11 protein-coding genes and 1 pseudogene are annotated in these 10,963 nt (G+C 59.2%); 7 read left to right on the top strand and 5 right to left on the bottom strand.

Annotated features, from left to right (window positions below):
* The 3 genes from F8N85_RS33170 to F8N85_RS33180 form a co-directional block, all read right to left on the bottom strand.
* A partial coding sequence (locus F8N85_RS33170; RefSeq protein ID WP_150807626.1) for a type II toxin-antitoxin system VapC family toxin occupies positions 1-350 on the bottom strand: 350 nt, incomplete at its 3' end.
* The gene (locus F8N85_RS33175) at positions 347-703 is read right to left on the bottom strand and encodes a type II toxin-antitoxin system Phd/YefM family antitoxin (protein ID WP_224795805.1); all 357 of its coding nucleotides are present in this window, start codon (positions 701-703) and stop codon (positions 347-349) included. The genes F8N85_RS33175 and F8N85_RS33170, both read right to left, overlap by 4 nt.
* Complete coding sequence (locus F8N85_RS33180; RefSeq protein ID WP_150807628.1) at positions 666-2,498, bottom strand: sigma-54-dependent Fis family transcriptional regulator; 1,833 nt, start codon at positions 2,496-2,498, stop codon at positions 666-668. Before F8N85_RS33180 ends, F8N85_RS33175 begins: the two co-directional genes overlap by 38 nt.
* On the opposite strand from F8N85_RS33180, the gene F8N85_RS33185 reads away from it, so the two are divergent.
* From F8N85_RS33185 to F8N85_RS33215, 7 genes are read left to right on the top strand one after another with little or no spacing between them, the layout of a single operon-like run.
* On the top strand, positions 2,497-2,892 hold the full coding sequence (locus F8N85_RS33185; RefSeq protein WP_150807629.1) for a hypothetical protein: 396 nt from the start codon (positions 2,497-2,499) through the stop codon (positions 2,890-2,892). The two genes, F8N85_RS33180 and F8N85_RS33185, sit on opposite strands and share 2 nt — an antisense overlap.
* Entirely contained in the window at positions 2,883-3,977 is a 1,095-nt protein-coding gene (locus tag F8N85_RS33190) for an ABC transporter ATP-binding protein (RefSeq protein ID WP_150807630.1), read from the top strand. The genes F8N85_RS33185 and F8N85_RS33190 overlap by 10 nt, the downstream gene beginning before the upstream one ends.
* Positions 3,977-5,092, top strand: coding sequence for an ABC transporter ATP-binding protein (locus F8N85_RS33195; RefSeq protein ID WP_150807631.1), 1,116 nt, complete (start codon positions 3,977-3,979; stop codon positions 5,090-5,092). The genes F8N85_RS33190 and F8N85_RS33195 overlap by 1 nt, the downstream gene beginning before the upstream one ends.
* Positions 5,089-5,955, top strand: coding sequence for a carbohydrate ABC transporter permease (locus F8N85_RS33200; RefSeq protein WP_150807632.1), 867 nt, complete (start codon positions 5,089-5,091; stop codon positions 5,953-5,955). The genes F8N85_RS33195 and F8N85_RS33200 overlap by 4 nt, the downstream gene beginning before the upstream one ends.
* 8 nt (positions 5,956-5,963) lie before the next feature.
* Positions 5,964-6,764: a carbohydrate ABC transporter permease gene (locus F8N85_RS33205; protein ID WP_124387065.1), complete on the top strand. Its 801-nt coding sequence runs from the start codon at positions 5,964-5,966 to the stop codon at positions 6,762-6,764.
* A gap of 10 nt (positions 6,765-6,774) precedes the next feature.
* On the top strand, positions 6,775-7,047 hold the full coding sequence (locus tag F8N85_RS33210; protein ID WP_150807633.1) for a DUF2160 domain-containing protein: 273 nt from the start codon (positions 6,775-6,777) through the stop codon (positions 7,045-7,047).
* 44 nt (positions 7,048-7,091) lie between these two features.
* Complete coding sequence (locus F8N85_RS33215; protein ID WP_150807634.1) at positions 7,092-8,834, top strand: ABC transporter substrate-binding protein; 1,743 nt, start codon at positions 7,092-7,094, stop codon at positions 8,832-8,834.
* 428 nt (positions 8,835-9,262) lie between these two features.
* Here F8N85_RS33215 and nuoN read toward each other — a convergent pair whose 3' ends face one another.
* Both nuoN and F8N85_RS33225 read right to left on the bottom strand, forming a co-directional pair.
* Entirely contained in the window at positions 9,263-10,726 is a 1,464-nt protein-coding gene (gene nuoN / locus F8N85_RS33220; RefSeq protein ID WP_150807635.1) for an NADH-quinone oxidoreductase subunit NuoN, read from the bottom strand.
* A gap of 7 nt (positions 10,727-10,733) precedes the next feature.
* Positions 10,734-10,963 (bottom strand): annotated as a pseudogene (locus tag F8N85_RS33225) (NADH-quinone oxidoreductase subunit M); the annotation flags it as partial.

Raw genomic sequence — 10,963 nt, forward strand, 5'->3', positions numbered from 1 at the left:
TTGGCGACCATAGGGTCGGCAGTCAGGAGCTTCATGGGCTCTGTCATTGTGGTTGCTACAATGAGCCGGTCGAACGGATCTCGATGATGATGCTCCAGGTCCTTGACCGCGATGGCGTGCTCAAACGTGACAGGTAGCTCTATGAATCCGCTTTCGAGGCAGGAGTCCCTTATGCCTTCAAGATCGACATTCAGTTTGCCCAGCCCCACTTTGATAGCCATCTCCCAAAAAGACGCTGTGCTGATATAAATCTCAGTGGCGCTCTCAATCAGTTTCCTGGCCTTGCCTGAAAGTTTTGGGTCGTCACTCAAGGTCCATAGCAAAATATGAGTGTCGAGCAAAACCCTCATCCTTGAGCTCCTTCAAATGCATCCAGCATGTCGTCTGGCAGTGGTGCATCAAAGTCCTCAGGCAAGATCAGTTTGCCTTTCATTGCGCCGATACGTCGGCCTGTGGGTTTTCCTACAGGGACAAGGCGGGCAAGGGCCCGACCGTGTTTGGCAATTGTGATGATCTGGCCGGCAGCGGCATCATCAACCAGCTTGGACAGGTTGTTCTTGGCTTCGCCTAACGGGACAGTAATCATTTGGCATCTCCAATATTTTGGCCAAATATAGCCAAAATATTGGAGGTGAGCAAAGACGTATCGACAATTGGTTGAGTCTTCAGGTGTCTGATTTGCGTAATCGCTTGTACAGCGTATTGCGGCTGACCCCTAGGTGCCGTGCCAAATGTGAGATGTTCCCACCAGCCGCCCGTAACAACTGGTTCAAGTCTTCTGAACCGTCTAGTTGGCATGAAGCTGCGGGTTGAGTGGGCTCATTCATCTCCAGATCCACAAAAAAATCATCCGGCAAATGCTCAGGCCGCACCGGTTGTTCCTCGGCCATGGCCAGCGCCACCTGCATCACACTGCTGACCTGGCGTAGATTCCCCGGCCACGGATGGCGGGTGAACAGCTCCATGACTTCACGACTCAGCCCGGCCCATTGAGTCGGCTCCCGATGCTGTTCCCACAAACGCTTGAACAGCGCCTGCTTGTCACTGCGCTCACGCAAGGGCGGCAGCTCCAGCGTCAACCCGCCGATGCGGTAGTACAGGTCTTCTCGAAAGCGCCCGGCTTGAACCTGTTCGCGCAAGGCGTGATTGGTCGCCGAGATGATGCGGATGTCCACCGGGAACAGTTCGCTGCTGCCCACCGGCTGCACGCAACGCTCCTGTAATACTCGCAGCAACCGGGCTTGTGTCGGCAGCGGCATGTCGCCGATCTCGTCAAGGAACAGCGTGCCTTTGTCGGCCTTGCGGATCAGCCCGATGCTGCCTTTCTGATTGGCGCCGGTAAACGCGCCTTTTTCATAACCGAACAGCTCCGATTCCACCAGTTCGGCGGGGATCGCCGCACAGTTGACGGCAATGAATGGTTGTTTGCTCCTGGAGCTGGCCTGATGCAGGGCTTTGACGAACACCTCTTTACCCACTCCGGTTTCGCCATGGATCAGCAACGGGATGTCTTTCTCCAGCAAACGTTCGGCCTGGCGCACGGCTTTCTCGACGCGACTGTCACCAAAGTGCAGGGTGCTGAGACTGATCGCGGTCGGGGCGGGGTTGGCGGGTTCGACAAGTACCCGGGCCTGAATCGGCATCTGCTTGGGGCGCTTCAACAAACACTGAAATCGGTTGCGCCCCGAAGCCTGCAGCGCAAAGGGTAAACCTTCTGGCTGGTTCAGCAGGTCCCGCAACGAGACCTTGAACAGGTTTTCAACGCTGACCCGTGACAGGCTGGTGCCCAGCAGATTATCGGCACGGCGGTTGGCCGACAGCACCTGGCCGCCTTCATCGAAGATCAGCAGTCCGGCCCATTGGCTGTCGAGGTTGTTCAGGCCGGTATTGAAGGTCAGCTGGAAATGCCGACCCTGGAACAGGTTGAGAATCAGCCGGTTCTCCACCGTCTGACTCATCATTTTCACCATGCCCAGGGTGTGAGACGGCGGCAGGTAGCTGTCGCTGGAGACGTCGAGCACCGCGATCACCTGACGCTCGGCGTCGAATATCGGTGCCGCGGAGCCGGTCATGAAGCGGTTGGCCTTTAGGAAGTGCTCATCGTGCTCGATATGCACGCACTGCTCGCAGGCCAGGGCGGTGCCGATGGCGTTGGTCCCGGTGCAGCGCTCCATCCAGCTGGCGCCGGCCTTGAAACCTCGAGCCAGGCTCGGCTCGATAAAACGCTGGGTGCCCCAGGACGTCAGCACCTGGCCCTGGTTGTCGGCGAGCATGATCAGGCAATTGGAATTGCTGAGGATGTTTTCGTAATACGGCAGGACTTCCTGGTGGGTGGTCTGCACCAGGGAGTGCTGACTCTCAAGCAAGTGCGCGATGCCCTCGGCGGGTAGCTGGTCGAAGGCCGGGGCGCTCTGATGACTGAGCCCGAAGGCCCGGCAGCGGCGCCAGGAGTCCTGGATGATGGTGTCATGGGACAACAGCGGGGCAGGTGCGGCCATGGCAGTCGATCTCTTGGCAAACTTTATTGTTTTTATGGGATTTCAGCGCTGCTCACGATCCGGTGTAGGAGCTGCCGCTAAAAATCAAAAGATCGCAGCCTGCGGCAGCTCCTACGGTGACCGCGTTTTTCGCGAGATGAGCGGTGCACCCGACAAAGCGGCGGACAAGGCAAAAGCATCCGTTGAGTGTTGTTCACTATTGTTCATTGTCAAACCCGGGACTGTTCAGTTGTTCAGTCGCAGTTGTTCATTTCTGTTCAGCAACGAATGCCGATCTCCCTTCATTTTCAAGAAAACCCAACCGGATCAGTCGCTTGTAGTTTTTGGCACGATTGTCGCTCTGTTGCTCAGGTCGCCTGACTCCAATAATAAAAAGGCCGAGCCATGTCATTAACGCTGGAGCACGTCAGTCGCACCGTCGAGGGCCAGATCTGGATCGACGATGCGAATCTTCGCTTCGAGCCCGGATCCTTCAACGTCTTGCTCGGCCGTACGCTGTCCGGCAAGACCAGTCTGATGCGGCTGATAGCAGGTTTGGACAAGCCCGACAGCGGACGCATCCTGATGAACGGCGTCGACGTCACCCAGCGCCCGGTGCGGTTGCGCAATGTGTCGATGGTCTATCAGCAATTCATCAACTACCCGACCATGACCGTCTTCGAAAACATCGCCTCGCCGTTGCGTCAGGCCGGTGTTTCGGCCGAGCTGATCCAGAGCAAGGTGCTGGAAACCGCGACAATGTTGCGTATCGAAAAGTTTCTCCAGCGTTATCCCCTCGAACTCTCCGGCGGCCAGCAACAGCGCACCGCGATGGCCCGGGCGCTGGTCAAGGATGCCGAGCTGATTCTGTTCGACGAACCGCTGGTCAACCTCGACTACAAGCTGCGCGAAGAACTGCGCCAGGAAATGCGCGAGCTGTTCAAGACCCATCACACCATCGCCATTTACGCCACCACCGAGCCCAACGAAGCGCTGGCCTTGGGCGGCACCACGACCATTGTGCATGAAGGCCGGGTGGTTCAGAGCGGCAAGACCGCCGAGGTCTATCACCAGCCACAAACCGTATTGGCCGCCGAACTGTTCTCCGAACCGCCGATCAACCTGATGCCGGGGCGCATTGCCGGCAATGAAGTGAGCTTCGCCAATTTCGTGCATTTTCCGCTGAACGTGGATTTGCGCCCGGTCGGCGAGGGCGAATTCCGCTTCGGCGTGCGGCCGAGCCATATCTCTCTGGTGCCGAGCAACGACGATGACCTGGAGCTGGCGGTGACCGTCGAGGTGGCGGAGATCAGCGGGTCGGAAACTTTCCTGCATGTGCGCAACGAGCATTTCCTGCTGGTACTGCACCTGCCCGGGGTGCACGAGTACGACGTCGACGCGCCGATCCGCATTTACATCCCGACTCACAAACTCTTTGTCTTCGATGCGCAGGGGCGTCTGGTCCAGGCGCCCGGTCGGCGTGTCGCGAGGGTTGCCTGATGGCCGAAATCCGTTTGCAGAACCTCGCCCACAGCTACAGCCGCACGCCTGCCGGGCCTGAGGACTATGCGATTCGCGAGATGAATCATATCTGGGAGCAGGGCGGTGCTTATGCCTTGCTCGGGCCGTCCGGGTGCGGCAAGTCGACCTTGCTCAACATCATTTCCGGGCTGCTCATCCCGTCCGAAGGTCAGGTGCTGTTCGACAGCCGGGTGGTCAATGAGTTGACGCCCGAGCGGCGCAACATCGCCCAGGTTTTCCAGTTCCCGGTGGTTTACGACACCATGACGGTGTTCGACAACCTGGCCTTCCCGCTGCGTAATCAGGGGATGGCCGAGGCGAAGATTCACAGCAAGGTGCTGGAAATCGCCGAAGTCCTCGATTTGCAGGCGCTGCTGTACAAGAAGGCCCGCAACCTGACGGCCGATGAAAAGCAAAAGGTCTCCATGGGCCGTGGCCTGGTGCGCGACGACGTCTCGGCGATCCTCTTCGATGAGCCGCTGACGGTGATCGACCCGCACCTGAAATGGAAATTGCGCCGCAAGCTCAAGCAGATCCATGAGCAGTTCAATATCACCATGGTCTACGTGACCCACGATCAACTCGAGGCCTCGACCTTCGCCGACAAGATCGCGGTGATGTACGGCGGGCAGATTGTGCAGTTCGGCACGCCGCGGGAATTGTTCGAGCGGCCGAGCCACACCTTTGTCGGCTATTTCATCGGCAGCCCGGGGATGAATCTGATCGAGGTCAAGCCCCAGGCCGGTGGCGTCGGTTTCGCCGAGACCCATCTGGCGTTGTCCGAAGCCCTGCAGCAGCGGATCGCCGAGCGCCAATGGAAGACCCTGAAAGTCGGTATTCGTCCGGAATTCATCCACGTCTGGGACGAGCCCTACGACGACGCGCTGGAAGCCGACGTGGTGCACGTCGAAGATCTTGGCACCTACAAGATCATGACCCTCGATCTGGATGGCGCGCCGTTGAAAGTGCGCCTGGCCGAAGACAAGCCGGTGCCCGAAGGCAGGGCCTGGATCAGCTTCCCGGCGCAGTGGTTGATGGTCTATGCCGATGATTACCTGCTAGAGGCGCAACCCATGAACGAGGCGCAGCCATGAACAAGGTGCAGAACAACAAGGCCTGGTGGCTGGTGTTGCCGGTGTTCCTGCTGGTGGCGTTCAGCGCCGTGATCCCGATGATGACGGTGGTCAATTACTCGGTACAGGACATTTTCGATCAGTCGAGCCGCTATTTCGTCGGGGCCGACTGGTATCGCCAGGTGCTGCTCGATCCACGCCTGCACGACTCACTGCTGCGTCAGTTCATCTATTCCGCCTGCGTCTTGCTGATCGAGATCCCGCTGGGCATCGCCATCGCCCTGACCATGCCGACCAAGGGCCGCTGGTCGTCGCTGGTGTTGATCGTGATGGCGATTCCACTGCTGATTCCGTGGAACGTGGTCGGCACCATCTGGCAGATCTTCGGCCGCGCCGACATCGGCTTGCTCGGCTGGACCTTGAATGCCATGGGCATCAGTTACAACTATGCAGCCAACACCATGGACGCCTGGGTCACGGTGTTGGTGATGGACGTCTGGCACTGGACCTCGCTGGTGGCGCTGCTGTGTTTCTCCGGCCTGCGGGCCATCCCGGATGCGTACTACCAGGCAGCACGGATCGATCGGGCCTCGAGCTGGGCGGTATTTCGCTATATCCAGTTGCCGAAGCTGAAAAGCGTACTGCTGATCGCGGTGATGCTGCGCTTCATGGACAGTTTCATGATTTATACCGAGCCCTTCGTCCTGACCGGCGGCGGGCCGGGTAACGCCACCACCTTCCTCAGCCAGACCCTGACCCAGATGGCGATCGGGCAATTCGACCTGGGGCCGGCGGCGGCATTCTCGCTGGTGTACTTCCTGATCATCCTGTTGGTGTCCTGGCTGTTCTATACCGCCATGACTCACTCTGACGCCAACCGCTGAGGCCTGCCATGAGCAAACGTAAATTAGTGCCCTTGCTGATCTACATCCTGTTCCTGCTGGTGCCGATCTACTGGTTGCTGAACATGTCGTTCAAGAGCAATACCGAGATCCTCGGCGGCCTGACGCTGTTTCCCCAGGACTTCACGCTCGCCAACTACAAGGTGATCTTCACTGACCCCAGCTGGTATACCGGCTACCTGAACTCGCTGTACTACGTAAGCCTGAACACCGTGATTTCCCTGAGCGTGGCGTTGCCGGCGGCCTATGCGTTCTCGCGCTATCGGTTCCTTGGCGACAAACACCTGTTCTTCTGGCTGCTGACCAACCGCATGGCGCCGCCGGCAGTGTTCCTGTTGCCGTTCTTCCAGCTGTATTCGTCCATCGGCCTGTTCGATACCCACATCGCGGTGGCGCTGGCTCATTGCCTGTTCAACGTGCCGCTGGCGGTGTGGATTCTCGAAGGCTTCATGTCCGGTGTGCCGAAGGAAATCGACGAAACCGCCTACATTGATGGCTACAGTTTCCCCAAGTTCTTCGTGAAGATTTTCATCCCGCTGATTGGTTCGGGCATCGGGGTGACGGCGTTCTTCTGCTTCATGTTCTCCTGGGTCGAACTGCTGCTGGCGCGCACCCTGACTTCGGTCAACGCCAAGCCGATCGCGGCGGTGATGACCCGCACCGTTTCGGCTTCGGGGATCGACTGGGGCGTGCTGGCGGCGGCGGGGGTACTGACCATCCTGCCGGGCATGCTGGTGATCTGGTTCGTTCGTAATCACGTGGCCAAGGGCTTTGCCCTCGGCCGGGTTTGAGGAACTGCTGATGGAATGGATGAACTGGACCCCCCCGACCGCGGCATTCTTCGGCGCCATTGCTCTGTTGCTGGCGGGCATGACCACCTGGGAGCTGCGTTCGCCGAGCATCCCTCGGCGCGGCTTTCTACCGATCAGCACCACCCGTGGTGATCGGCTGTTTATCGGTCTTCTCGCAAGCGCCTACCTGCATTTGCTGGTGATTGGTGTGACTGAATGGAGCATCTGGGTGGCGACCGCGCTGTCCCTGGTGTGGCTGTTGGCTGTGATGCGTTGGGGCTAGCCGAAATCCGGCAGTCATGCTCCGAAACCTAAACAGGAGGTCTCATGTTCGACAAAAACAATAAGCTGCGACATAGCGTTTCATTGGCAGCCATGCTGGCACTCAGCGGGCTGAGCGCTGCGGCCTGGGCCGATGCCTATGAAGACGCCGCCAAAAAATGGATTGGCAGCGAATTCAAACCGTCCACCCTGACCGAAGCCCAGCAGCTCGAAGAGCTGAAGTGGTTTATCAAGGCCTCCGAGCCGTTTCGCGGGATGAAGATCAACGTGGTCTCGGAAACCATTGCCACCCACGAATACGAGTCCAAGGTGCTGGCCAAAGCCTTTACCGAAATCACCGGGATCAAGTTGACCCACGACCTGTTGCAGGAAGGCGACGTGGTGGAAAAACTGCAGACCCAGATGCAGTCGGACAAGAATATCTATGACGGCTGGGTCAACGACTCGGACCTGATCGGTACCCATTTTCGCTACGGCAAGACCGAATCCATCACCGATCTGATGGCCAACGAAGGCAAGGCCTACACCTCGCCAACCCTGGACATCAAAGACTTCATCGGCATCTCCTTCACCACCGCGCCGGACGGCAAGATCTATCAGTTGCCTGACCAGCAGTTCGCCAACCTCTACTGGTTCCGCGCCGACTGGTTCGAACGTGCGGACCTCAAAGCAAAGTTCAAGGAAAAGTACGGCTACGAGTTGGGCGTACCGGTGAACTGGTCGGCCTATGAAGACATCGCCAAATTCTTCAGCGAAGACGTCAAGGAAATCGACGGCAAGCGCGTCTACGGTCACATGGACTACGGCAAGAAAGACCCGTCCCTTGGGTGGCGCTTCACCGATGCCTGGTTCTCCATGGCCGGCGCCGGCGACAAAGGCATACCCAACGGCTTGCCGGTGGATGAGTGGGGCATCCGCGTCGAGGATTGCCATCCGGTCGGTTCCAGCGTGACCCGCGGCGGTGACACCAATGGCCCGGCGGCGGTGTATGCGACCACCAAGTACGTTGACTGGATGAAAAAATACGCGCCACCGGAAGCGGCGGGCATGACCTTCTCCGAATCCGGCCCGGTGCCGTCCCAAGGCAACATCGCCCAGCAGATTTTCTGGTACACCGCTTTCACTGCCGACATGACCAAACCCGGTTTGCCGGTAATGAACGCCGATGGCACGCCGAAATGGCGCATGGCACCGTCGCCGAAAGGTCCGTACTGGGAGGAGGGCATGAAACTCGGTTATCAGGACGCCGGTTCCTGGACCTTCCTCAAATCCACACCGGAGAAACAACGGCTGGCGGCCTGGCTCTACGCGCAGTTCGTGACCTCGAAAACCGTGTCGCTGAAGAAAACCATTGTCGGCCTGACGCCAATCCGCGAATCGGACATCAACTCGCAAGCCATGACTGACCTGGCGCCGAAACTCGGTGGCCTGGTGGAGTTCTATCGCAGCCCGGCCCGCGTGCAATGGACTCCGACCGGGACCAACGTGCCGGACTATCCACGCCTGGCACAGCTGTGGTGGAGCCATATCGCCGAAGCCGCCAGCGGCGAGAAAACCCCGCAACAAGCGCTGGATGGCCTGGCCAAGGACCAGGACGCCATCTTGACTCGTCTTGAACGCTCGAAAGCACAAGCCACTTGTGCCCCGAAAATGAACCCCGAGCGCGACGCGCAATACTGGCTCGACCAGCCGGGCGCACCGAAGCCGAAACTGGCTAACGAAAAGCCTAAAGGCGAAACCGTGAGCTACGCCGAACTGCTGAAATCGTGGGAGGCGGCGCGTAAGTAAGCGGCTGGACTATGAAACGCAAACGGCACCCTAAGGTGCCGTTTTCATTTTTGTCTGTCCCACCGTCTTCGCGGGCAAGCCCGCTCCCACAGGTATCGCGCCAGCCACAGATGGTATGTACATCGCCAATCCACTGTGGGAGCGGGCTTGCCCGCGAAGAGGCCATCCCACACAACAGACTTCTTCAGACCGAACCAATACTCCAAAGAAATGTGTTGTTGCCGCTCTTTGGCTAGAAGATCAAAAGATCGCAGCCTGCGGCAGCTCCTACGTAGGCGGTTACAGCCGCGATTGATCAGGTGGACGCTGCTTGTGTAGGAGCTGCCGCAGGCTGCGATCTTTTGATCTTGAAAAACCTCCGTCCCCCCAAACGCAAAAACGGCACCCGAAGGTGCCGTGCTGTTTTTCTACTGCGTATAACTAACCGATCAACCCGCCAATCCCGACTGTTGCACCAACGCCAGCAGCGGCTGTGGGTACACACCGAGGAAGAACGCCAGAGCCGCGATGGCCAGCAGCATCACGCCGCCGGTACGTTGCTCCCAGTGCAGTTGAGCATCGTGGCGACGCAGGTTCGGTTCGATCAGGAACAGGGTGACCATCACTCGCAGGTAGTAGAAGACGCCTATGGCGCTACCCAATACCAGGGAGCCGACCAGCCACCATTCGTGGGATTCGACACCGGTGGCGATGATGTAGAACTTGCCAATGAAGCCGGCAGTCAGCGGGATACCGGCCAGCGACAGCATCATCACGGTCAGTACCGCGGTCAGGTACGGACGACGCCAGAACAGGCCGCGGTACTCGTACAGCGCGTCGGCGTCACGGCCGTTGTACGGCGAAGACATCAGGGTGATCACGCCGAACGCGCCGAGGCTGGTGATCACGTAGGTGACCAGGTACACGCCGATGGCTTCCATCGCCAGACCCTTGCTCGCCACCAGGGCGATCAGCAGGTAACCGAAGTGCGCGATGGACGAGTAACCCAGCAGACGCTTGAGGTTGCTCTGGGTCAGCGCCAGCAGGTTACCGAACAGGATCGACGCGATGGCGATAATGGTCAGTACGTTGCTCAGGACACCGCTGTTGGCCACTGGCGAGATTTGGAACAGCCGCACCATCACCGCGAACACTGCGACTTTCGCCGCCGTCGCCAGGAACGCCGCCACGGGTGCCGGAGCACCTTCGTAGACGTCCGGGGTCCAGAGGTGGAAGGGTACCAGCGACAGCTTGAACGCCAGGCCGATCAGCATCATGGCCAGGCCCAGTTGCGCGATCGGGTTAGGCAGACCGGTAGCGGCCAGTGCCTGGCCGATGCCGCTGAAGCTCATGCTGCCGGCTTCTGCGTAAAGCAGCGCCATGCCGAACAACAGGAACGCCGAGCCGGCGGCCGACAGCACCATGTACTTGATGCCGGCTTCCAGCGAACGCTTGTTGAAGAAGGCATAGGCCACCAGGCCGTAGACCGGTACCGAAAGCAGTTCCAGACCGACGAACAAGCCGGCCAGGTGCTGCGCGCTGACCAGTACCAGGCCACCGGCCGCAGCCATCAGGATCAGCAGGTACAGCTCTTCGCGGTTGCCCGGGTAACCCGAACCGCCATCGCCGAGGTAGGCGTGGGCGAGGGTTACACACGCCAGCGTGGCGACCAGGATCAGCGCCATGTAGAGGCAGGCGAAGCTATCGATCTGCAGCAGTGGAGTCACGACCAGAGGCGCGACTTTCAAGGCAGGGAGGATCGATAGCAGGGCCAGGTTGAGACCGGCTACCGACAGCAGAAAGGTCTGTGAGTGGTTGCGACGCCAGGCGATGGCCAGCATCACCACGATGATCGTGGCGCTGGTGATCAACAACGGCGCAAGCGCGATAAAGTGTTGAGTCGTGAATTCCATAGCGCTCTTACCGGGCCGAAGCGAGTTGAGTGAAGGCGGTACCGAACCATTGCTGCACACCACTCATCGTAGCGGCAGAGGTATCGAGGAACGGTTGCGGGAACACGCCGAGGTAAATCAGCAGCACCGCCAGTCCAACCACCATGATCAGTTCGCGAGCATCCATGCCGTGCAGCACTGCGTCAGACTTGGACGGACCGAAGTAGGCACGGTGGATCATGATCAACGAGTAGACCG

Origin of the sequence: Pseudomonas fluorescens, from assembly GCF_902497875.1 — a bacterium.
In the GTDB taxonomy this organism is placed as follows: Bacteria; Pseudomonadota; Gammaproteobacteria; order Pseudomonadales; family Pseudomonadaceae; genus Aquipseudomonas; species Aquipseudomonas fluorescens_BR.

Bases quoted from the DNA above. Each gene is read 5' to 3' on its own strand.
- F8N85_RS33185 (WP_150807629.1), top strand. From the start codon at position 2,497: ATGGCAGTCGATCTCTTGGCAAACTTTATTGTTTTTATGGGATTTCAG.
- F8N85_RS33180 (WP_150807628.1), bottom strand. From the start codon at position 2,498: ATGGCCGCACCTGCCCCGCTGTTGTCCCATGACACCATCATCCAGGAC.
- F8N85_RS33190 (WP_150807630.1), top strand. From the start codon at position 2,883: ATGTCATTAACGCTGGAGCACGTCAGTCGCACCGTCGAGGGCCAGATC.
- F8N85_RS33195 (WP_150807631.1), top strand. From the start codon at position 3,977: ATGGCCGAAATCCGTTTGCAGAACCTCGCCCACAGCTACAGCCGCACG.
- F8N85_RS33200 (WP_150807632.1), top strand. From the start codon at position 5,089: ATGAACAAGGTGCAGAACAACAAGGCCTGGTGGCTGGTGTTGCCGGTG.
- F8N85_RS33205 (WP_124387065.1), top strand. From the start codon at position 5,964: ATGAGCAAACGTAAATTAGTGCCCTTGCTGATCTACATCCTGTTCCTG.
- F8N85_RS33210 (WP_150807633.1), top strand. From the start codon at position 6,775: ATGGAATGGATGAACTGGACCCCCCCGACCGCGGCATTCTTCGGCGCC.
- F8N85_RS33215 (WP_150807634.1), top strand. From the start codon at position 7,092: ATGTTCGACAAAAACAATAAGCTGCGACATAGCGTTTCATTGGCAGCC.
- nuoN (WP_150807635.1), bottom strand. From the start codon at position 10,726: ATGGAATTCACGACTCAACACTTTATCGCGCTTGCGCCGTTGTTGATC.